The organism is Arcticibacter tournemirensis (genome assembly GCF_006716645.1).
GTDB classification, from domain to species: Bacteria; Bacteroidota; Bacteroidia; order Sphingobacteriales; family Sphingobacteriaceae; genus Arcticibacter; species Arcticibacter tournemirensis.
In genome coordinates, this window is the sequence record NZ_VFPL01000001.1 from 2,406,894 (window position 1) to 2,430,051 (window position 23,158).

The 23,158-nt window shown below is 47.6% G+C and carries 15 protein-coding genes; 11 read left to right on the forward strand and 4 right to left on the reverse strand.

Annotated features, from left to right (window positions below; all coding sequences use genetic code 11):
* Position 1: 1 nt before the first annotated feature.
* From BDE36_RS10035 to BDE36_RS10060, 6 genes are all read left to right on the forward strand, one after another.
* Positions 2 to 2,095 carry a TonB-dependent receptor plug domain-containing protein gene (locus BDE36_RS10035; protein WP_141814761.1) on the forward strand — a complete coding sequence of 698 codons (2,094 nt, stop codon included), beginning with the start codon at positions 2 to 4 and terminating at the stop codon, positions 2,093 to 2,095.
* A 12-nt stretch (positions 2,096 to 2,107) separates the two neighbouring features.
* Complete coding sequence (locus tag BDE36_RS10040) at positions 2,108 to 3,481, forward strand: HmuY family protein (RefSeq protein ID WP_141814762.1); 1,374 nt, start codon at positions 2,108 to 2,110, stop codon at positions 3,479 to 3,481.
* Positions 3,456 to 4,616, forward strand: a complete 1,161-nt coding sequence (locus BDE36_RS10045; RefSeq protein ID WP_235904228.1) for a FecCD family ABC transporter permease — start codon at positions 3,456 to 3,458, stop codon at positions 4,614 to 4,616. Before BDE36_RS10040 ends, BDE36_RS10045 begins: the two co-directional genes overlap by 26 nt.
* Positions 4,613 to 5,383: a heme ABC transporter ATP-binding protein gene (locus tag BDE36_RS10050; RefSeq protein WP_141814763.1), complete on the forward strand. Its 771-nt coding sequence runs from the start codon at positions 4,613 to 4,615 to the stop codon at positions 5,381 to 5,383. Before BDE36_RS10045 ends, BDE36_RS10050 begins: the two co-directional genes overlap by 4 nt.
* 169 nt (positions 5,384 to 5,552) lie before the next feature.
* Positions 5,553 to 6,578, forward strand: a complete 1,026-nt coding sequence (locus BDE36_RS10055) for a hemin-degrading factor (protein ID WP_141814764.1) — start codon at positions 5,553 to 5,555, stop codon at positions 6,576 to 6,578.
* Between the two features lie 6 nt (positions 6,579 to 6,584).
* Positions 6,585 to 6,902: a DUF6686 family protein gene (locus BDE36_RS10060; RefSeq protein ID WP_235904227.1), complete on the forward strand. Its 318-nt coding sequence runs from the start codon at positions 6,585 to 6,587 to the stop codon at positions 6,900 to 6,902.
* A 227-nt stretch (positions 6,903 to 7,129) separates the two neighbouring features.
* Here the strand turns inward: BDE36_RS10060 and BDE36_RS10065 are convergent, their stop codons facing one another.
* Positions 7,130 to 7,552 carry a secondary thiamine-phosphate synthase enzyme YjbQ gene (locus BDE36_RS10065; RefSeq protein WP_141814765.1) on the reverse strand — a complete coding sequence of 141 codons (423 nt, stop codon included), beginning with the start codon at positions 7,550 to 7,552 and terminating at the stop codon, positions 7,130 to 7,132.
* Positions 7,553 to 7,674: 122 nt separating this feature from the next.
* Here BDE36_RS10065 and BDE36_RS10070 point away from each other — a divergent pair, with 122 nt between their 5' ends.
* The 5 genes from BDE36_RS10070 to BDE36_RS10090 all read left to right on the forward strand — a co-directional run bounded on the left by BDE36_RS10070 (position 7,675) and on the right by BDE36_RS10090 (position 21,032).
* Positions 7,675 to 8,904, forward strand: coding sequence for an exonuclease SbcCD subunit D C-terminal domain-containing protein (locus tag BDE36_RS10070; protein ID WP_141814766.1), 1,230 nt, complete (start codon positions 7,675 to 7,677; stop codon positions 8,902 to 8,904).
* Positions 8,901 to 12,572, forward strand: coding sequence for an SbcC/MukB-like Walker B domain-containing protein (locus BDE36_RS10075; RefSeq protein ID WP_141814767.1), 3,672 nt, complete (start codon positions 8,901 to 8,903; stop codon positions 12,570 to 12,572). The genes BDE36_RS10070 and BDE36_RS10075 overlap by 4 nt, the downstream gene beginning before the upstream one ends.
* A gap of 69 nt (positions 12,573 to 12,641) precedes the next feature.
* Entirely contained in the window at positions 12,642 to 14,399 is a 1,758-nt protein-coding gene (recD, locus tag BDE36_RS10080; protein WP_141814768.1) for an exodeoxyribonuclease V subunit alpha, read from the forward strand.
* Positions 14,400 to 14,425: 26 nt separating this feature from the next.
* Positions 14,426 to 17,620: an exodeoxyribonuclease V subunit gamma gene (gene recC / locus BDE36_RS10085; protein WP_141814769.1), complete on the forward strand. Its 3,195-nt coding sequence runs from the start codon at positions 14,426 to 14,428 to the stop codon at positions 17,618 to 17,620.
* A 4-nt stretch (positions 17,621 to 17,624) separates the two neighbouring features.
* Positions 17,625 to 21,032 carry a UvrD-helicase domain-containing protein gene (locus tag BDE36_RS10090; RefSeq protein ID WP_141814770.1) on the forward strand — a complete coding sequence of 1,136 codons (3,408 nt, stop codon included), beginning with the start codon at positions 17,625 to 17,627 and terminating at the stop codon, positions 21,030 to 21,032.
* Between the two features lie 28 nt (positions 21,033 to 21,060).
* On the opposite strand, the gene BDE36_RS10095 is transcribed toward BDE36_RS10090, so the two are convergent.
* The 3 genes from BDE36_RS10095 to BDE36_RS10105 all read right to left on the reverse strand — a co-directional run bounded on the left by BDE36_RS10095 (position 21,061) and on the right by BDE36_RS10105 (position 23,060).
* Positions 21,061 to 21,342 carry a hypothetical protein gene (locus BDE36_RS10095; RefSeq protein WP_128769120.1) on the reverse strand — a complete coding sequence of 94 codons (282 nt, stop codon included), beginning with the start codon at positions 21,340 to 21,342 and terminating at the stop codon, positions 21,061 to 21,063.
* A 526-nt stretch (positions 21,343 to 21,868) separates the two neighbouring features.
* On the reverse strand, positions 21,869 to 22,312 hold the full coding sequence (locus BDE36_RS10100; protein ID WP_128769119.1) for a hypothetical protein: 444 nt from the start codon (positions 22,310 to 22,312) through the stop codon (positions 21,869 to 21,871).
* Between the two features lie 76 nt (positions 22,313 to 22,388).
* Complete coding sequence (locus BDE36_RS10105) at positions 22,389 to 23,060, reverse strand: arylesterase (RefSeq protein WP_141814771.1); 672 nt, start codon at positions 23,058 to 23,060, stop codon at positions 22,389 to 22,391.
* Between the last annotated feature and the right edge of the window lie 98 nt (positions 23,061 to 23,158).

A 23,158-nucleotide genomic window follows, 5' to 3' on the forward strand; every position in this document is an offset into this window, starting at 1 on the left:
AATGAAAGGGAAAGTGCTGTTCATCCTGCTGCTGTCAGCGTCCTGCCTGTATGGCCAGGAAAGGAGTAACATGCGGACTGCCGATTCGCTGAAAAGGTTTAACGCTTTAAATCAACTGGATGAGGTGATTGTGACCGGGCAGTTTGAAGCACAGTCGGCACGAAACTCCGTTTATAGTATCAGAACTATCGGCAGCGAGCAAATCAGGCTCCGTGGTGCTACGAGTTTGATGCAAATTCTTAATACTGAACCGGGGGTCAGATTCAGTAACGACCTGGCTCTGGGTACCAGTGATATTTCATTGATGGGTATCTCCGGAAAAGGTGTGAAGATTTTGCTCGACGGGGTGCCGATGCTCGACAGGGGCGAAATACGGGAGAGCCTCGGGCAGATTGATGTCCACACGATTGACAGAATTGAGATTGTAGAGGGCCCGATGTCGGTTAGTTACGGTACCGACGCGCTTGGAGGGGTGATCAATATTATTACAAAGAAAAGCCCGGCGTCTGAGGTGTTTTCGCTGAGTGCTAAAGTGCAGGAAGAGTCGGCGGGTGATGAATACTCCGGATTTGGCAACAAGGGTTCGCATAATCAACATGTCAGCGCTGCCTATAACCGCAACAGATGGTCGTTTACCGGCACGTTTTCGCAGAACGACTTCGGGGGATGGAAAGGCCAGGCTGCAGATCGTGAGCTTGAATGGAATCCTAAAAAGCAGCTGCTGGGAGGCGGAAGCGTGGGCTACAGGCATGACGGGCTTAATATCTGGTACAGGCTGAATGCCACAGACGAAACTATCAGTTTACTGGGCAGGGCGAATCCCAATAACAACCTGGCCACTGATAAAGATTATATCAGCCGGCGTTTCTTTCATCAGGCGCAGCTCGACTGGAAGCTGGGTTCCGCTCTAAGTTTCAACGGAGCTGCGTCGTACACCGATTACAGCCGGCGCACGAAAACAACCAGCCTGAATGTCTTAAATGGCGACAGGCGGCTTTCTTTAGAACCTGATGCACAGGCAAAATCTTTATTCGACCATACTTTTTTCCGGGTAACGATGCAGTACAGACTGTCTGATAAGGTTTCGCTCCAGCCGGGAGCAGAGGTAAACCTTAATGGCAGCAGCGGCGACCGCATACAGGGATCTCCCGAAATAAACGATTACGCCTTGTTTGTGTCATCCGAGCTGAAATTATGGAAGGGGATTAATATCCGCCCTGGTATACGGATGCTGAGAAATTCGGTATACGATGCACCTCCTGTAATCCCCTCTCTGAATACGCATATTATGCTTGGTAAAAAGCTGGATATGCGCTTGTCGTATGCGAGAGGCTTCAGAGCACCGTCGCTGAGAGAGCTGTATTTTGAGTTTTTTGATGCCAGTCATTCTATTACCGGAAATGCAGACCTGAAGGCTGAATATTCGCATAGTTATAACGGCTCGCTTACCTGGCACAATGAATCGAAGGGCAATACAGCCTTAGGCGTGACTTTAAGCAGTTTTTACAACGTGTTCAGCAATCTGATTGAAATCGGAATTAATGCCGATAAACCCGATGCGAGCAGCTATATTAACATCGGCCGTTCAAAAACCACCGGCGGGTCGGTTCAGGGAAATGCGAGATGGAGAAGCCTGCGTGGCATGCTCGGCTTTTCGTACATAGGAAGGTATAACCGCATCTCAGAGGATGAGGAATTCGGTGGCCCGCTTCCGCAGTTTACCTGGTCGCCTGAAGTAAACAGCAATATCATTTATACTCTTCCCAATGCAGGCGCCAGCATCAATCTCTCTTATAAGTTTAACGGGCGGCTGCCTGCATATTACATTTCGGAGCAGGATGGAGAACGTACGCTCGTCGGGGGCAGAACATCGTCTTACAATCTCGCTGACCTGAGCATTCATAAAGAGATCAGGAAAATGACGACACTCTCTTTCGGCGTAAAAAATTTACTCAATGTTACGCGCGTGTCGAATACAGCGATAGACAGCGGATCGGCTCACAATTCGACAGGCCCTTCGCCGGTATCGTATGGAAGGTCCTTCTTTCTTGGTCTCACTTTTCAATGGTCTAAAGATCTATCCAATAACAAGTAACAAACACATATCATGAACAAATCGATTCTTATTCTTTTTCTTTTAATAGTTGTAGCTGTTTTTCCTTCCTGTGATAAAAATGATCCGCCCTTGCCGGATAATCTTATTGCTTTCAATACCGGCGATCTCGGATTTGATGAAGGCGCAAATGAACTCGAGGTGTCTGTAACAGCCTCAAGGGTTGTTGATGCTGCTACAAGCATCACAATTAATCTTCAGACGGAGGACGTAGCCTATGGTACAGAGTTTACCACCGAGCCCGCTGCTGTAAACAATGCACTTACATTGACTATACCGGCTGGTTCGGCCTCTGCCACGTTTAAAATAAAAAAGACTGCGGGCTTGTTCCTGAATGGCGGTGAGGCAATTCATTTTACAATCACCCAGGTAGGGCAGCCTTCTCTGGCAGGTGAGCTAAAGGAGCTGAAGGTGTCATTTTCTGCCATCACTTCAGCGGGTTCAAACCTTCAGCTGGAAGGGGGAGAAGGTGGTTCGGCTGCTGAAAACAGCGTGTTTGTCGACTTAAGTGCCAACAGGCAGACTGCTGTGGGCAGAGACGAGTGGGACCTTGGTTTTTACTCCGGCGCTGATTTTCGTGTGATTATCAATAATGCCACCGGTGCGTCAGCGATAAAAGTGGACAAAACCGACCTGACGCAGGTAAGCAGCGCAGATATTAATCCTGATGATCTTAAGCTGGGCCAGGGACTGGGTTCGTTTTCCCTCATTGATGACGTTAACGGCGACATAACAAAAACGGTTATTGCCGCGGTTTCGGCAACAGAGTCGGAGAACAAGGTCTATGTGATTAACCGCAAAGGAGGCGACAGAAGTGTTGCTCCTGTGGCCGACCTTTATAAAGTTAAGATTAGCAGGAAAGACAACGGATACGTTCTTCAATATGCCAGGTTAAACGAAACTACGGTGAAGTCGCTGGAGATCACTAAAGATGCTGAATACAACTTCAGATATGCTTCTTTTGATAACGGCCTTGTTGCAGTCGAGCCAAAGAAAGACAGCTGGGATTTCGAATGGGGCTGGAGTATGTATTTCACAGGAACAATACCTTACGGATTTTCTGATCTTGTATTCATTAACCACCATGCCGGAGTTCAGGCAGCCGAGGTGTTAACGTCGGCGGTAAGCTACGAGGCTTTTAACGAAAGTAACCTCAGCGGCATCAATTTTTCGGGCAGCCGCGATGTGATCGGGTCAAAATGGCGTGCCACCACCGGGACACCCGGCGTGAAAACGGATCGTTTTTATCTGATTAAAGATGCTGCCGGAAATATCTATAAGTTAAAGTTCATCAGTTTCATTGCCGAAGACGGCGGAGTACGCGGAAGACCAAAATTAGAATATGTACTTGTTAAGAAAGGTGCTTAAGAGCAGTAACTTGAGATATTATGCCGATTCTATGACGCTCCCCGGGGAGGGTGTCGCAGAGCGGGGTGCAGGTGCAAAGAAGAGCGGTGCGGTTACTGTTCGGCAATGGCTGCCTTCACTGTTATGGCTGCTGTTGCTTGCGGCAGTCATTCTTTCGGCATGCCTGGGAGCGGTAACGATCTCGTTTTCCGAATTCTATTCTATCGTTGCCCATAAAGCCGGCTTAAGCCAGGCAATTAACTATGAGCCGCAGCAGGAAGCCGTGTTATTTACGCTCCGTTTTCCCAGGGTGTTGCTCGGTGTGCTGGTTGGTGCAGGCCTTGCCGTGTCGGGTGCGGCGATGCAGGGGCTTTTTCGCAATCCCCTTGCTGAGCCGGGACTCATCGGGATCTCGTCGGGCGCCTCCCTGTTCGCCGTTGCGGTTATTGTATTGGGGAATAAACTGTTTGCTTCATTTCTGGAACAATTAGGATACTATGCTCTTTCTATCGCTGCATTTACCGGGGCATCCCTTACGACGATGCTGGTCTACCGCATCTCTGTTTACAGGGGTAAAGCGGTGATCACCACGCTGTTGCTTGCCGGGATCGCAATTAACGCTCTCTCAGGCGCTTTTACAGGCTTATTTACCTACGTTGCTACAAATGAAGAACTCAGGAATATCACGTTCTGGAGTCTCGGAAGCCTGGGCGGGGCAACCTGGGATAATATCAAGGTGTTGTTTCCTTTTATTATCGTTCCGCTGATAGGCCTGCCTTTCCTCTCGAAGTCTCTGAACGCTCTGGCATTAGGGGAATCGCAGGCCACCCATATGGGGGTGAATGTTGATCTGGTGAAACGGCTCGTCATTGTACTGGCAACTATGGCTGTTGGCGCATCGGTCGCAATGTGCGGTATTATTGGTTTTATCGGCCTTATCATCCCGCATATTATCAGGATGATTGCAGGAGCAAATCATAAAACTGTGATTGTATGCTCTGCGTTGCTGGGGGCAGTGGTGCTCACCCTGGCTGATCTGCTTGCGCGCACGATCGTTGCTCCGGCAGAGTTACCCATTGGAATACTGACTGCCATCATCGGGGTGCCGGTATTTATTTACATCATTTTTAAAGAAAAAAGGGCCAGGCAGTTATGATAGAGGTAAGGGAGCTTTCTTATCGTGCCGGACGGAGCGAACTTCTCCGGGACATTAATTTCAGCGTCAGACCAGGAGAAATGCTGGCCGTTATCGGAGCAAACGGGGCGGGTAAAAGTACCCTGCTAAAGTTATTATCTTCCGAGATCAGCCCTTCGGAGGGTGCCATTTACATAAAACAGCGGCCCCTGCAGGAATATAAGGTTATTGAACTGGCAAGAATGCGCTCGGTGCTCGCCCAGCAAAACACGATATCCATGTCGTTTACGGTTTACGAGCTGGTACTTATGGGGCGCTATCCCCACTTTGAAAATAAACCGGGAATCAATGATATTGAAATAGTGAGACATGTATTGAACGAAACGGGGATAACTCACCTGGCGAGCCGGGAATATAATACGCTCTCGGGAGGGGAACAGCAGCGGGTGCAGCTGGCGCGGGTAATAGCGCAGATAGCAGATGTGCCGCAGGGACTTTTACTCCTCGACGAACCCACAAACGGTCTCGATCTGCTGTACCAGCAACAGATCTTATCGATAGCCCGTGGCATGTCCGACCGTGGCTATTGCGTGGTATGTATCCTTCACGACATCAATTTTGCGTCGCGCTATGCCGATAAGGTGCTCATCCTTAAAAATGGTAAGACCATCGCATTTGGTGCACCTAAAGAGGTTATAAACCACGACAATATATTGAACGCTTTCAATGTGAAGGTGGAGATGATGAATTATACCGGGTTGAACTGGCCAGTGGCGGTGCCTTTGTGAGTTGAGAGTTGAGAGTTGAGAGTTGAGAGTTGAAGGTTGAGAGTTGAAGGTTGTGAGTTGTAGGTTGTGAGTTGAGAGTTGAAAGTTGAAAGTGAATGTTTTGAGTTGAAGGTTGTAAGTTAAAATCTGATTGCTGACAGGCGATCGCTGAAAGCCAAAAAATAGAATTATGAAAAATGTATTAATTGAAAAATGGAACAGAATTAAAAAAGACAATCCAAAGATCCGGATTCGTGAGGCTGCCAGACAACTCGATGTGAGTGAAGCGGAGCTTGTAGCAACCGGAACAGGAAGTGGAAATACACTGCTCAATAATGATTTTAAGTCATTGTTGAAAGAAGTGGAGAAGATAGGCCAGGTGATGGCTTTAACGCGTAACGATTATTGTGTGCACGAACGGAAAGGTGTGTATAATAAAGTGGCATTTAACGGAGAGGTCGGCTTGGCTGTGAATCCGGATATCGACCTGCGGCTGTTTATGAGTCATTGGAAATTCGGATTTGCGGTAAATGAAAACGGACGGCTGAGCTTTCAGTTTTTTGATAAAAGTGGTGAGGCGGTTCACAAAATATATCTTACTGAAAGTAGCGACAAAGAGGTGTACGAAGCCTTAAAAGAAAAGTATAAAGCCGCCAATCAGGATCTGCCGGTTGATGTGGAAGCCTGGGATGACCGGCAAGAGGAGAAGCATGATAGCGATATTGATAGTACTCATTTCGGGGAGGCCTGGAAGGCCTTGCAGGATACGCACCATTTTCACGGAATGTTAAAGTCGTTCGGAGTGAGCAGGCTCCAGGCAATGCGGCTTGCGCCGGCGGGTTTTACCGAGCCGCTCGACACCGGGATATTGAAGCGGGTGCTCGAATCTGTGGCCGCTCAGGGTGTAGAGATAATGGTGTTTACCGGCAGCCGGGGATGCATTCAGATTCATACCGGATTAGTAAAGAACCTGGTTCAAACCGGACCATGGTTCAATGTTCTGGATCCGCAGTTTAATATGCATTTACGCGAGGATGGTATAGCAGCTGTGTGGCTGGTGAAGAAACCTACAAAAGACGGGATTGTTACCAGCATTGAGATATTTGACAATGATGGCGGCATCATCGTTCAGTTTTTTGGTAAACGTAAGCCCGGAATTCCGGAAAGTGAAGCCTGGCGGTCGGCGATTAATCAGAATTTAGCAATCCCTCAATAATTAAATATGTGTGAGACAAGGTTATTGTACTCGGGGGACTCTGTTACCGTGAGCCAGTGTGTACATTGCAGGGTGCTTTTTATCTGGCACGGGAATATTCTCTTAAGCTTTACCTCCGAAAAGTTTAGCTCGTTCAGGCGTGCTATAAATAGTTTCGGGTATGAAGCCCAGTACCAGTATTTCGCCGACGGGGAGGAAAGGCTCGTAGTAAGCACTCCAAATCCGGAGATCAGTTTTGCTTTTACTGCGGAAGAGTGGGCCTCATTCAAAAATGCTTTGAATGAGGCGGCGTATATGCAGGAAATATATGCCTTAATGGTATAGTATGATTCGGGATGCAGGTGATTTTGTATGGGATTTGTCAAATTAGCCAGAACGAAGGCTGAAAGTCGCGGTACGCTTAGGATGCGAAGACTATAGAGTAGAACTTAACGTTAATAAAGCGTGCTAAATTAATTTAGTACAGACTTGTCTTTAACAAGAAGAAGTTAAGATAAAAGTCCTCTGTTCCGGCTTGCTGATATATGGCAAGCCGGAACTCAGGCGCCAGCTTATTCTCCCCAGGCTGTGATAATGATGTTTCTCGGCCCCCCGTAATTGCGGTGCTCACATAAATATATTCCCTGCCAGGTGCCTAGTGCCAGGCGCCCGTTTCGAACGGGAATAGTCACCGAGCTGCCCAGTAAGGCTGCCTTAAGATGGGCGGGCATATCGTCTGAGCCTTCGTAGTCGTGCAGGTAGTCGGGGTCGTTCTCGGGCACCGCCTTATTGAAATACATTTCGAAGTCGGCCCGTACGGTAGGGTCGGCGTTTTCATTTATGCTGAGCGAAGCCGAGGTGTGCTGTATAAATACCTGGCATATTCCTGCGTTCAAACCGCGGATCTCCGGGAATGCCTGAGTTATCTCTGATGTGATCAGGTGAAATCCTCTTTTCCGCTCTTTCAGTTGTATCGACTTCTGATAGATGTTCATTTTTTTTCAAAATACAAACATGCTTCTTTCTTAGGAAATACAGAAGGGCTTGTGCATAATTGTTCGACGTCGCGGCGGCCGTCTGTTGCGGTAAATCCGCCGGATATTAAATACCTTTGGGAATGAAAATTCTTCATACCGCTGACTGGCATCTCGGGAAAAAACTTGAGCAATGTGAGAGAACAGAAGAACATCAGCATTTTCTGAACTGGCTTATTGAGAAATTAAAGGCCGAATGTATTGATGTTCTCATTATTGCAGGCGACATATTCGATACAGGTTCTCCTTCGAATACAGCCCTGGAGTTATATTACCGTTTTCTAAGGAACGTGAAGGATACCTGCTGTCGCGATGTCATTATCATCGGCGGCAATCATGATTCAATCAGTACCTTAAATGCACCGCGCGAGCTGCTGAAGTTTTTCAATGTATATATTGTAGGGGGCGTGCCCGACGAGTTTACCGAGCAGATCATCCCTGTAAAAGATGTAAGCGGAAAACTACAGGTGGTGGTTTGCGCAGTGCCATTCCTCAGGGATAAGGATATACGTCTTTCTGTGCCGGGCGAGACAGGCGCCGAAAGGGAAGCACGCATCAAGCAGGGTATCTGCGATCATTACAACCGATTTAAAGAACATATTGCGCCTTATAAGGCTGAAGGCATTCCGGTTATTGCAACGGGCCATCTTTTTGCGGCAGGCGCCGGCACTTCCGACAGCGAGAAGGAGATCCACGTAGGCAACCTGGGCCAGGTTTGCGGAGACCAGTTCCCCGAAGAATTCGATTATATTGCTCTGGGGCATATTCACAGACCTCAGAAGGTTAATAAAATGGACCATATCCGCTATTCGGGGTCGCCTGTTCCGTTAAGCTTTTCGGAGTCGGATGATAAAAAGCAGGTGATCATCCTGGAGTTTGAAAATGGAGCAATGACGAGGCTCGAAGAGCATGAGATACCCTCTTGCCGCAAGCTGATAAGGGTGAGGGGGAGCCTGGATGCCGTGAAAAGCAAGCTGCTGCTATTGGAAGATGCCTGTCTTCAATATCCTTCATGGGTAGAGGTGCAGGTTGAAACGGAAGCCTATATTCCCGACCTGGAGGAGCAGCTGGAAAAGATAAAAGTCCGTATCCCTTTTGTTGAGCGCTTTTTTTGCAGGCAGGTGCGGAAAATTGCTTTACCCGACTTCGCCGAACAGGTGGACGAAGGAATGACCCTGATGGACCTGGACCCTAAAGCGGTTTTTACGAAAAAGTGTGAAATAGAGTTTGGCGACAATGACTATAGTGAGCTGATGGCAACTTTTGAAGAGGCCATGGAGCGGATGAGGCAGTTGGAGGAGGTGAAAGAATGAGGATTGTAAGTGTTAAGTTTTTAAATCTAAACTCACTGAAGGGCGAACATGAGATCCGCTTTGACAAACCTCCTTTTACCGAAAGTGGTTTGTTTGCAATCACAGGGCCTACAGGTGCGGGTAAAACCACGATACTGGATGCGATTACCGTTGCATTATATGGAAAAGTTCACCGCCTGACGCGCGATGTCTCTGAAATAATGTCGCGGCATACGGCAGAGTGCTATTCGGAGGTCGAATTTGAAGTAAAGGGCCAGGTTTACAAGGCGAAGTGGTCGCTGCGCAGAAGCAGGGGCAAGATAGACGGTAACCTTCAGGGCGAAAAGATGGAACTCGCAGAAATGCCTTCGGGGAAGTTCCTGGGCGGTCATACCCCCACATCGGTAAAGCAGGAGATCACAGATCTTTGCGGACTGGATTATAACCAGTTTCTCAGATCAGTCATGCTTTCGCAGGGTGATTTCACCAGATTCCTGAAGGCCGACGATAATGAGCGGAGCGAACTGCTGGAGAAGATTACCGATACAGGTATTTATACGGAGGTTTCGCGTTATGTATTTGAAAGGCAGAAGGCCGAGAAGGAAAACCTGGACCTCTTAAAGGCAAGGCTTGATAGCGTAGATCTCCTGGAGGAGGAGGAAAGACTGGCTCACGAAACACGCCTGAAAGGCTTAGCCGAAGAGGAGGCAGAGGTTAAATCGAAGCAGGGGGATGTGCTTAAAAAGATCAGCTGGCAAAAGGGTATTGAAACGCTGAAGGTAAAGATCGAAGACCTTGACCGCGATCTGTTAAGTCACCAAAAGTTGAGAGAGGAGTATCATGGTGATTTTGAGCGCCTGAAGCTGCATCATCAGGCTGTGGAGTTCAGGCCGGCCCTTACCGAAATAAGAACAATTGAAGAACGGGCATCGGGACTTCGTTCAAGCCTCAGGCAACTGAATGAACAGCTTCCCACGCTAAAAAGGAATACAGAGGAAACCCTTCAGAAATATACAGCGGCCGTTGAAGCCGCCGATAAGGCGCAGCAGGTGCTTACTGCCACGGAGCCTGAACTTGATAAAGCGGTTCTTCTCGACTCCCGCATAGAAGGAGTGCGTGGCAACGTCTCCCGGTATAAAGCGGCTGCAGATCAGGTAGATGCCGAGGTAGAAAGCCTGGTTGGAACGGAAGAAGATAAAGGGAAAGAGCTGAATACGATTGAAGGCGCTATAGCGGAGTGCTCTGCCGCACTTAAACAAAGAGAGTCCGACCGGACGCTTGATAAACAGCTGATCGTCTTTACGCAGTATTCAAAAGAGCTGAGGGAGGTGCTGCTTTCTATTGATGCTAATGAAGCGGAAAAGCGGGCAGCGGAAAAGCAGGAGAAAGAGGCGCAGGACATTCTCGACGTCAATCTGGCTGTAACGTCAGGCCTGAATAAGGAAATCCTGGACCTCGAAGCGCTCGACGGGCAGCTGAAGGGCAGACTGGAAGAGCAGGGCGCCGGGAAGCGCCTTGAAGAATACGAGGAAGAGGCGGGAGAACTGCCTTCTTTGATCAGTTACTGCGAGCAGCAGTACAGGCTTGCAGAGAACTTCAGCCGCTTACAAATTGAGAAAAGCTCGCTTCTAGACCTCGCCGCAGAACGAACGAAACTACTGGAGCAGGAGAGGGCCCTGCTTGGCGATCTGAAGCTGGAGAAGGAAACGGCCGAAAAACATCTTCAGGACCTAAGGCAATTGGTTGAGCTGCAGAAGCGGATTCAGAACTACGAGGCCGACAGGCTGGCGCTTAAGGAAGACCAGCCCTGCCCTTTATGCGGGTCTCTTCATCACCCCTATGCTGCCGGCGGCTACAAGGCTGAGCTGAGTGAGGCTGAAAAGAAAAGGAATGCAGCGGAGCAGTATGTTCTGTCGGTAAACGAGCGGGTTCAGCAAAAGATGCTTGAGATAAACGCTCTTGAGCAAAATATAGCGACAGGCAAACAACAGCTCGGAAAGACAGAGTCTGAAATAGAAAGCGTAATTAAAGCATTTGAGGAGATAAACAGACTGCTGCCAGCTGCTCTCGACATTGCAAAACCGGACACCATTGCTGCAGTCACCAAAAGAAAAAAACAACAGCTGGGTGATTTACAGAAAATAATCGCGGCGATAAGGGACCTTCAGCAAAAAATAACTGCTACGGGGAACGCCATTGCCGGGAAGAAGGAATTGCTGTTCCAGGCAGAAGCGAAGTGCTCTGCTGCGGCAGAACGGATAAAAGGCGCCGGTGAACAGGCAATGAGAATTAAAAGCCTTATTGTTTCACTGAAAGAGAAAGAAGCCGCGCTGTTGAAAGATCTGCATGATCTGCTTTCTCGCCTCGGAATAGAATTCGGCGGCAGTGATGTGAACAGAATTGAAACAGTTCTGACCGAACGCATCGCCCAGTATGCAGCCTTTGAAAAAAGGCTGCAGCATCTTCAGGAGCAGCATGTTCAGGTGAAAAATGAGCTGGAGAAAACCGGCGGTGCGCTTTCAGCGAAGCTGGATGCACAGCTAAAGCAACGCACTGAGCTGAAGAGAGAGGAGGAGTTGCTGGAAGGACTTCTTGCGGAGCGTAAGCAAATGTTTGCTGATATAGATCCGGCCAAAGAGCGGGAACGGCTCAATAACGTGGTCAGGAGTAGCCGGGCGGCTCAAGATGCAGCCCGCGAACTGCTTCAGCAGGTGCAGGAGCAGTTAACAATCGCGGAGTCGAAAGCAGTACAACTGGAACTGGATGTACGCGCTGCCAATGATCAGAGCGGTGCACTTAGGGAAAAGCTGACACATGCACTTGGGGATAAGGGCATATCTTCTGTAGAAGAGCTTTACCAGCATTTTATTCCTGAGGAAGAAGCAGTACGGATACGCGAACTTGAGCGCGATACAGACGCCAGGATCCGTGCCATACAACAGCTTAGCCTAACGACCCGCGCTGAGTACCTCAGTGAAACGGCCAGGAACCTGACGGACGAGCAGCCGGAGGCATTACAATCGACATCGGAGGGTTTGGAGCAGCGCATTTCTGCCCTGAACCAGGAAATTGGCAGCCTGAAGCAGATCCTTGACGAGGATGACAGGCTGACGCAGAAGTTCTCGGAGGTAGCAGAGCAGATAAACGTTCAGCAAAAGGAGTTTACACGATGGCTGCGGCTGTCATCGCTGATAGGCTCGGCCGATGGAAAGAAGTTCAGCCGGTTTGCACAGGGGCTCACCCTGGCGCGGCTTACCGATCTTGCCAATCGCCATCTGTTGAAGCTTAGCGACCGTTACCGGATACTGAAGAGCAGGGAGAAAGATCTTGAACTTTTGATTATTGATGGCTATCAGGCGGACGTTGTGAGGCCTATGGCTACTCTTTCGGGCGGCGAAAGCTTCCTGGTGAGCCTTGCGCTGGCCCTTGGCCTGTCTGACCTGGCCAGCCGGAAAGTCCAGATCAACTCATTGTTTATAGACGAAGGTTTTGGTACCCTCGATTCGGATACCCTTGATGTGGCTATTTCTGCGCTGGAAAACCTTCAGGCAAGCGGAAAAACCATCGGGATAATTTCGCACGTGGAGGCTCTGAAAGAAAGGATTGGCACGCAGATACAGGTGATTAAGCAGCCGGGAGGTTCGAGCAGGATTAAGCTGCTGAGCTATATGAACGGAACCTTTGTATAGCTTTTCTCTTTTTTATGAGGCTGGTGTGCTTTCTCTGTTGTAGCTTTGGGAACAAGGAACAGCTTTACTATGCGCACAACGAACGATGTTCACCAGCAGTTTGCTTCATTTTTTAAAAGCGAAACGCTTCAGCCCTTTGCCTACCTGGTTTCCAAAAAGCTGAGTGAAGGCCATATTTGCCTGCCGCTGGACGATGCGGGCGTGCTGAATGAAGAGCTGCCAGCCCATTATAAAGGATTTATTGAAAAGAGAGAGCGTCTTAAAACTGAGCCCCTGGTGGGAACGGTGCCCGGCGAAAGACAGCCCTTTATCTTATACAACAACTGCCTCTATTTGCAGCGTTATTTTGCCTACGAATCGCTGGTGCTGGAAAGGATCAGCGACTTTGGTAAAACAGAGGAAACCCGTCTGGCAGAAAGGATGGAGAGCCTGCATCCGCTGACCGGCTTTATCAGAGAGTTGTTTGCTCCTAAGGAAACAGCGGCTTCGGGTGCTGATAGCCGTACCGACTGGCAGATGGTGGCTGCACTGAACGCAGTGCTGAATAATCTCACCATTATCACAGGCGGTCCGGGTACGGGTAAGACGTCGACTGTTGCGAAGATCCTTGCTGTTTTATACTGCATGAATCCCGCACTAAGAGTGGCTCTTGCCGCGCCAACGGGAAAGGCTGCCGCCAGAATGGGCGAATCATTAAAGTCGGCTTCTGTTAAACCATCTACTATCCATCGCCTGTTAGGCTTTGTTCCCGATTCGACATATTTTGAGCATCATCGCTCTAATCCTTTGAATTATGACGTGGTTATCGTGGATGAGGCCTCGATGATCGATGTTTCCTTGTTTGCGAAGTTGCTCGACGCCATCGGTCCGGACACCCGCCTGGTCCTGTTAGGAGATAAGGATCAGCTGGCTTCCGTAGAGGCGGGAAGCTTATTCGGCGACTTGTGTCAGGCTCAGGGGCAGCTGAACCTGTTTGGCCGGGAAAGGGCTGCTTTTATCAACTCCCTTATCGGTGATCCGTCCAGGGCCATTGATGAAGGCTCGGTCGTTACTGAATCCGAACATCCCCTGTTTCAGCATATCATAGAGCTGCGGCATAGCCACCGGTTTAGCGGCGAAGAGGGAATAGGGCGCTTTAGTAAGGCTATTATTGCCAGGGACAAGCAAACGTTGAATGATTTTATCGTTTCTTCCGACGCGCAGGTGCTGGTTGATACTGCTTATTCAAGACCGCTTTTCGAAGAATTTGCCGACGGATATGCAGAGTTTATCAGGGAACAAGATATACGACTTGCATTACAGAAAATGAACCGGCTCAGGGTATTGTGCGCGGTAAGGGAAGGCGAGCACGGCGTATACCAGTTAAACAGAAGAATAGAGAAATACCTGCAGCAGAAGAAGCTGATCAGGGCAAACGGCGGGTTTTATGAGAATCGCCCGGTTATTGTTACCGGCAATAACTACACCGTAGGCCTGTACAACGGTGACACCGGAATTGTCAGGGCCGATGAGAAGGGGACGTTGAAAGTATGGTTTGAGGATGGTGTTGAAGGAATAAAGCCTGTAATCCCTGGTTATATAAGCCAGGCTGAAACTGTGTTTGCGATGACCATCCATAAGAGCCAGGGCTCGGAGTTTGACCGTGTGCTGATTGTGCTGCCCGACAGCGAGAGCAATGCGATCCTTACAAGCGAGTTACTGTATACAGCCGTAACGCGCGCCAGATCAAAAGTATTTTTGCAAGGTTCGGCATCTGTAATTTTGCAGGCCTCTGATCGTTTTGTAAAAAGGGCATCCGGAATTGCCGACAGGTTCAGTGATTATTAATTTCTTTGAGCATTATAGGGTCTGATATGGCATTGTATTTACAAGTATCTAATTCATTATCTCAACTGGCAAAAAAGCTATGCAGTGATTTGCAGGCACAGGGAAATCAGGTTTTTCAGCCCTATTATATCGTTACTCAGACTGAAGGGATGAATAACTGGCTGAAGCTCCAGCTGGCCGACAGCATGGGTATTGCTGCAAATTACCGCTTTCTCAGGCCCAATGATATCGTCTTTAAGATTTATCAGTTGTTGGGCGGCAGATATTCGCAAAGCCTTTCGCCGGAGAACTTGTCGTGGGTGTTTTATAAGCTGTTGAACGATAAAGAGTTTAAAGAGAGGTTTGGGAATATAGCGGCTTATTTCGGAGAAGGTTCTGATAAGGAAGTAAAGCGGCTTGCCCTTGCCGAAAAGGTGGCCGACCTCCTGGACCAGTACCAGATCTACAGGCCCGAAATGGTGCAGGAGTGGAACCGCTCCTCGATTGCTGATGTGAAGGACGATGAATGGCAGAAGTTTTTATGGATCAGGGCTAAAGAATTAACGAAAGACCGCTTGCCCGACAGGACGCTGATGGGGCAGTTTATCCTGCAGGCGCTTCAGCAGGGCGACCGCATTGATGACCTAAAGCGGGGCATGCCGGCCGTTCATATTTTTGGCCTCTCGGTTATAACGAGTTATCACCTTCAGCTGTTCAGCGAACTTAGCCGGTATATCGATTTTTCTTTCCATATCCTCAATCCTGCCCCCTCTGAATACTGGTTCGAAGACAGGAGTGAAAAGCAGATGCTGTTTCTGAAGAAGAAAGGACTTGTTAATGCCGATGAGCCGGTGCCGGGCAACCCCCTGCTGACCAGCTGGGGCCGGCTGATACAGAACACCTTCAGCCTGTTCTTCCAAAATGACGCCCTTATTAACGCATACGATGAGGTCGGTATTGAAGAGCCGGGAGATAAAACGCTTCTGCAATGCATTCAGCAGGATATTTTTTATAACAGGAGTAATGCGGACAGGCGACTGATATCACCTGACCATATAAGGGACGGCTCGGTTACCATAAATGCCTGTTATACGGCAGCCAGGGAGGTGGAAGCGCTCTATAATTACCTGGTACACCTGATAGATAAGCATGGCGAGGTACTGTCGGCACGTGATATTGTGGTGATGGTTAGTGATATAGACGCCTATGCACCTTATATCAGGGCGGTGTTTAACAATGCTCCTTACTCTTTTCATTATACTATTGCCGACGAGAGCTTTGCGGCAAACGACAGCCTGTCGAACGCCTTGCAGTCGGTACTCCGAATGAACCGGCAGACCTTCAAGGCTGAGGAGGTACTGCAATTGCTGGACTCGGGATATATCAGGAAGCGCTTTGCAATCAGTGACCTGAACCTCATCCGGAAGGCAGTTGACAGAGCCAATATCCGTTTTGGCATGGAAGGGGATAAAGATGATGATACCATATATGTAAGCTGGAAATATGGCATCGAACGGATCATTTATGGTATCTGCATGAGCGGTGATGAAGAGTTTAAAGATGAGGATGGTACCGGTTTTTATCCCCTTGAACTGACCGAAGGGCATGCCTCTGCTGAGTTGATTCGATTTTGTCATTTTGTACAGGTTCTGATGGACTCTGTAAAAGAGCGGGAGCGGAGCCGCAGTGTTTCTGAATGGGTGGGGTACGTTGAATCGGTTTTGTATGATCTGGTATCTGAGCCGGGGGAGGACGCGGGTGAAGACTACGATATTTTATTGAAGCAGCTCGAAAACTACAACGCTTTGAATGAGCTGATAACAGAAAATATCAGCTACGAAGTATTCAGCCATAACTTTCTGCAATCCATTTCCTCTGCTACCCGAAGCAGCTCGTTTGCTACCGGTGGTGTTACTTTTTGTTCGCTCATTCCGATGCGAAGTATCCCCTTCAGGGTGGTTGCCCTGCTGGGTCTCAACTTTGATAAGTTTCCAAGGAAAGAAAACCCCTCTAATTTCAACCTGATGGAAAGGGAAAAAAGAAAGGGCGATCGTAATATCAAGGAGAACGACAAACATCTTTTCCTCGAAACCATTCTTTCTGCACGCGACTATCTCTATATCAGTTACATCGGTCAGAGTACAAAAGATAATACTGTTCTGCCTCCTTCGGCCCTGGTGGATGAACTGGTAGATTATATTGAGGCCGGAGTAGCAGCGGAGGAGCATGTTCCCATTGTGATACGACAACCGCTGCATAGCTTCAGCCGTAAGTATAACCTTGCCGACGACCGCCTTTATAATTACCTGAATTATAAACAGGGCAATGGAGAAACGGATGTGCAGGGCGAAAGAAAGGACCCGCCGGCTTTTGATCCGGAGGTGGTTTCCCTTGATGCGCTTGTGAACTTTTTTAAAAACCCGGTTAAAGGGTATTATAATGATGTCTTAGGTATCTATTTTAATAATGATGAGGTGCTTTTAAGCGATACAGAACTGTTTGAGCTTGATGGGCTCAGCAAGTGGTCGCTGAAGCAGGACCTGCTTCTTTTGCCCCCTGAAGATATAGAGGTTCTAAAGGATAAACTGGTCAAAAAAGGAGCTTTACCTTTGAAGAATATGGCTGATATTGCTTTACGGGACGTGGAAGCAGAGGTTTCGGCGATCCGCGACCTGTTTAATGAATGTACGGGCGGTATGCCCGGGCGTTCGCTGCAAGTGGAAGTAAACGTAGGTGATGTCTTACTGAAAGGAAGGGTCAACAGGATCTTTGGCGACCGGATGATCTGTATTTCATGGTCGAAAAAAGAATCGAAGTATCTCCTTGAAGCTTATCTGCGGTACCTGGCTGTAAGAGCTTCAGGCGCTTTAGTGGACCTGTACTTTATTTCGACTAAGGAAGGCCGTGTTTTTGAGGCCTCGGCCATATCAGGCTCCGATGCCTTAAGCAGGCTGAAGGAGCTGCTGGATCTGTATAAACAGGGACATAAGGATATGCTGGCTTTTTTTCCGGACTTTGAAATTGAACCATCGAAACTCGCAGACCTGGATGAAGCGGTGTTTCAGAGCATTGCAGATAAGAAGCTCAACTCGTATCCTTTTCCCTGCACCGACGCCTATGTTATGAGAGAAGCGGGCAATGGGTTCTATAAAAGAGAAGGTGTATTTGAAGAATATAAGATGGCTGCTGAAATGCTGCTGCTGCCGCTAGCGGATATCTTTCCCGGGTATTACCAAAATTAAATGTATGTCGTCTGTAAAAGGATTTGAAAGTTTTAATGCTGCTACTGTATCGCTGGAAGGCAGCAACCTGATTGAGGCCAGTGCAGGCACCGGGAAGACCTATTCAATTGCCATTCTTGTATTACGCCTGGTATTGGAGAAACGCCTTTCGGTAAAGGAAATCCTTATGGTAACCTTTACAAAGGCAGCTGTAGCCGAACTGGAAGACCGGATCCGTTTGTTTGTGCGGCTCGCCTTTAAAGCTTCGGGGGGCGGAACTATAAAAGATAAAACGATAAGTTCACTGGTTAACAGGGCGGCAGAGCAGTATGGAATGGAGGAGGTTCAGTCGCTGCTGAAGGAGGCTGTTTTGTTTCTTGATGAGACTTCGGTACTTACCATTCATAGTTTCTGCCAGATCACGCTTAGTGAATTTGCTTTCGAAACCAGGCAACTGTTTGGTGCTGAAACCCTGCAGGATACCAGCGCCCTGCTTGCCGAAGAGGTGAACAAGTTTTGGAGAAAGCATGTTACCACGGTTCCGGCTGAGCTGCTGGAGCCTTTGATTGGCGCCGGGCTGTCGCGTGACTCAATCTTGCAAGTGCTTAAAGAGCATCTCGACGGGAAGAAATATTTTGGATACGCCGAGACTTCGGATTACTCGTTTTGCGAGGAGGATCATCAGCGCTTTATCCGGGAGTTACAGGAGTTGAAGGCAAGTGAGGTTGAACTGCGGACTTGCCTGACCAGGTATGTGGTGGATAACGCCGAAAATTTAAAGCGTGTAAGTGAGGAAAACAGCAATGCCCGTAAACACATTTTGCATCTGATAGACGATCCTGAAAGTTTTGTACAGGCCGTAGTTGAGAAGAGAAAGTCGGCTTATATTACGAAGCTCTATCAGGATGTACTTGATAGATGTGATGAATGTGATGCGGTAGCCGGGCAACGCGACGGGATATTGAAGAATGTTATCAGTCGCTTATACTGCCTTGCTATCAGCAAGGTATCGTCGGGTGTGACAGAACATAAACGGCGGAATAACCAGATGTCGTTCGACGACATGATCGTAAACCTGCATGATTCGCTGGTTAAGCGTGATAACCCGCGCCTTGCAGAAGAGCTCAGGAAGAAATATAAGGCTGTGTTTGTAGATGAGTTTCAGGACACCGACCGCCTGCAATATGAAATTTTTGGTGCAGCGTTTGGTGAAGGCACCATTTTATTTTACATAGGTGATCCGAAGCAGTCAATTTATGCCTGGAGAAAGGCCGATATCTTTACCTATTTCAAGGCAGGGGAGGCGGTAGACCACCGGTACGGGATGAATGTTAATTACCGTTCTTCGGCGCCTTATATCGGGGCGATGAACCTGTTCTTTAAACCGGAGCCTGATTTCGATACTTTTTATTTCAATGAGGCGGAGAACGCTATTGATTATATTGAGATAGAATCACCTGAGGAGAATTTTAGAGGGCAGCTGTGGCGCCATCAATCGCCGGATGCGCCGATCTCAGTTTGCCAGACGCCTAACAAAGATGCCGTTTATGATGCCGTTGCAGCCCAGGTGATTGCGCTGCTCGATGGTAACGAATATTTGATAGGAGAAACGGGAAAGGAGAGGGGAATAAGTCCTGCCGATATCGGTATCCTGGTGCGATCTAACCGCGATGGCAAAATCGTAAAAGCGAAGCTTGCCAAATATGGGATTCCGGCTGTTACGATAGGTGATGATAAGGTTCTGCAGTCGGACGAGGCACGCTCCCTGCTGTATCTGCTGGAGGCAATGTCTGATATCTCCATGCAGAATATTAACAGGGCCCTATTGTCGTCGTTCACGGGCTACAAAACAGAAGACATTCTCACCCTGGATGATGAAAAAGCACTCGAACTTTTCAGAAAGTACAAGACAAGCTGGGATGAGAACGGCATTTATACTGCGCTGATGGATTTCGTGGCCGACTATTCCGTAACAGAGGTGTTGCTTGCCGGTCATACAGAGAATGGGGAAAGAATCATTACCAACCTTTTTCAGCTGATCGAATTGCTTCATAAAGTGCAGACCCGGAAAAAGCTGTCGCCCCTGGAGTTGATCAGCTGGCTGAAGAGAGGGATTGAGGGGATGGAAACCGATGGTGACGAATATGAACTACGGGTAGAAAGCGACGAGGATACGGTAAAGATTGTAACTATACATAAAAGTAAGGGATTGGAGTATAATATAGTTTTAGCGCCCTTTCTCGACTTCACTATCGATAACAAAAGACCGTTCTGCAGTTTCAGGGATGCAGAGACAGGAGAGTATGTTTCTATGAGCCGGGAAGCGATGAGCGAGGAGCAGATCAAGGTTTTATACAATCAGCTCGAGCAGGAAAACAGGAGGCTTTTATATGTTGCTGTGACGCGGGCCGTTTATAAATGCTTTATTTTTAAGAATGCCTCAGCCCGCCAGTCCACTTTGTCTGTTTTTTATAATGCTTTGGTTCGCAATACATCGCCTTTAATTGAGTTTTCGGCACCACTTGCCGTTCCCGCAAAATACTTTTTTAATACGGGGGCTAAGCTGCCGCCGCTCATACCAAAAACGAAGGTACGGTTTAGCCTCGCCGGCGCAAACTGGAGGAGGATGAGTTATTCGATGCTGCGGGCGGAACATGCGCCAGCAAGCCTGGGCCGCGCCGACAGCCGCACAGAGCCTTATGAACGTTTTGTGTTCAATGAACTGACCAGGGGGGCTAAAACAGGGAACCTCCTTCACTTTATTTTTGAGAATGTGCAGTTTGGCAACAGCAATAACTGGCCTTTTGTGATTGATGAGGCTGTTAAACGCTTTATTCCCGGTGATTCGGGGCCTTACGCCGATATGCTGAAGCTTTTGCTTGACCATGTACTGCATGTCCGGATAGAGCTGGGAGGGTTTAATTTCTGCCTGGCAGATGTAGCGCATGGTAACCAGCTTCATGAGTTTGAATTCGACTTTCGGGTACCCATGTTCGAGACGGCGATGCTCGAAACTTTATCCGATGAGGGGATGGAAATTCATGTAGACAGCCTGAATAAGCTGGAAGGGCTCATGAATGGAAAAATGGACCTGTTCTTTGAATGGAACGGAAAGTTTTTTATCCTTGACTGGAAATCGAACTATCTCGGCAGTTCGATGAGCGATTATTCGGCTGAAGGCGTCGCCGCTGCAATGAATGATAATAACTATCATCTTCAGTACCTCATTTATACACTCGCTGCAAAGAAATACCTTGGAAGCAGGTTACCAGGTTTCGACTATGATACTCATTTTGGCGGTGTATTGTACTTTTTTGTACGCGGGATCAGGAAGGATAAAGATAACGGGATATTTCTGTACAGGCCTCCTCTTGAGAAAATAGAGAAGCTGGACAAAATATTATCAGGACAAGTGGCTGCAGCTGACTTTTAAAACAACGCGTTTGTCCTGATATACTGGCTTATATTTCGGCCAGAACAGAAAATGTTTCTAACGAAGATTTATCAGCTGTCCCCGAAGATGCTTTATCCTGTGTCTTCTCTTTCTTGCGCAGGTTCTTCTTGATTTTCTCTTTAGCTTCTTTGATGATTTTACGATCCTTTTTTTTCAGTTTCGTCTTATCGGACTCATCTGAGCCAGTGAGCACAGCGAGGGCTGCTTCGGTTTTTTTTATATTATTCTGAAGCTTTTCAACACGCTCTTCCAATAAGCGGATTACATCTTTTTCGGTAACTTTTGACATAAACAGATTTTATTTTTTTTAAAATTATTAATTAAAGGATGAATGTCAAAGGGTTTCACGAAATAAAAGACGTTTAATACAGGTGGATGTTACCTTAATGTTAACTATGCAGAAATTGATGCGTATGGTAATATTAAGGATATATAGAAGCCGGTGCAAGACCGTATCAAATGTCGTCGTCGTCAATTTCCAGATCGTAAGGACTAAAGATATAAAGAGCCCCAACGATAAGCAGGATCAGGAAAACCAGGGAGTAGAATATTTCTTGTGTCATTGTTTCAAAGGGTTTGAGCAAGTAAGGAATTTAGTATTTAGTGTGCATTAATCTTTTGTTAAATAAAACATCTTTAATCCGTACGTGAATTTGTTCCTGATAATTACAGCTTAGCTTATATGTTTAAAAAGAATTTATAAGGCTTTAGGTTAATGGGGCTGAACATTCTGAACGAGACGGCACAAGCAATCATTGCCAGGCGGTATTGCCGGTAAAAATTGAAAGAAGTAATGAAATGATTTTTAGCAGTATTTATTCAGCTGTTACTTCAGGCGTTTTGTTTAAAGCTATAATAACGGCGCCTTTTTCGCCAAGACTTCCGTATCGGGCTACAGCTTCGTCTTTGTTTAAACGTGTTATACTTTGAATATCGCCTGGTTGTACGTGTTTATAACTGTTGAGTGCTTTTTTTCGTGTATAAGGTATTCCGTTGATGATATAAAGGGCTGGCCGGTTTGCTCCCGTCAGCGCTGCCACATACCGGTCGAGTAAATTTCCTGCTGAACCGCAGAATGCCGCACCTATTACGGCGCCTACGGCACTATTACCGCTTTTTTTTCCTAACGATGCCCCCATTCGCTCTCCTACTCCTGAACCTATCTCCACTCCTGAAGGCAGCCGCCCCATCGTGCTGCATGATTGTAGTGATATAATAAGAGCACAGGCTCCCAGCCATACTGCATTTGCACTCTTCATATTAATCGGTTTATTTCATGTGCTATTATTTTGCAATATATAAAAATATGACCTTACAATGCAAGTTTTTTTGATATTAATCTGACAAAACTTTCTTTAACTCTTTCCACACGTTTTCAGTCATAATTCGAACCCCTTCCATTGTTGGGTGGATGCCGTCTTTTTGGTTCAGCCTGCTGATTCCGGCTACGTTATCAAGCAGGAAAGGAACGAATGTCATATTGTTTTTTTCTGCTATCTCCCTGAAAATGACACGGAAGCTGGCGGCATAACTTCCTCCCATATTGGGCGGGACCTCCATACCGAGGAGGACAAGCTTAGCCGAAGGATATTTTGACCTGACTGTATCCACAATCGCCTGAAGGTTTGCTTTTGTTTCTTTTACCGGTATTCCCCGCAGTCCGTCGTTCGCGCCCAGTTCAAGGACAAATACATCAACCTTGTTTCGCAGGAGCCAGCCGATGCGGCTTTTACCTCCTGCAGTGGTTTCGCCGCTTGAACCCGCATTAATACATTTGTAAGGAAGACCTAAAGAATCTATTTTATTTTGAATCAATGCGGGGAATGATTGAGCTGAGGGATCGTCGAGTCCGTACCCTGCTGTAAGGCTGTTACCGAAAAAAAGGATGTTTTTAATTTCTTTCTGAACGGGCATCTTGTTCTCTTCTGTCGTATTGTTTTTCTTCTGATCGTTGCTGCAGGCTGCTGCCAGGCAAATAATCAGAATGAGTGTAACTACTTTATTCATCTTAATGTCTTAATATCGATATACCGGACTGTTTTTAAACAGGATCGGAGGGATTTAGTTTCATTTGTAACCGCTTGTGTTATTTTAGAGCACCTGGT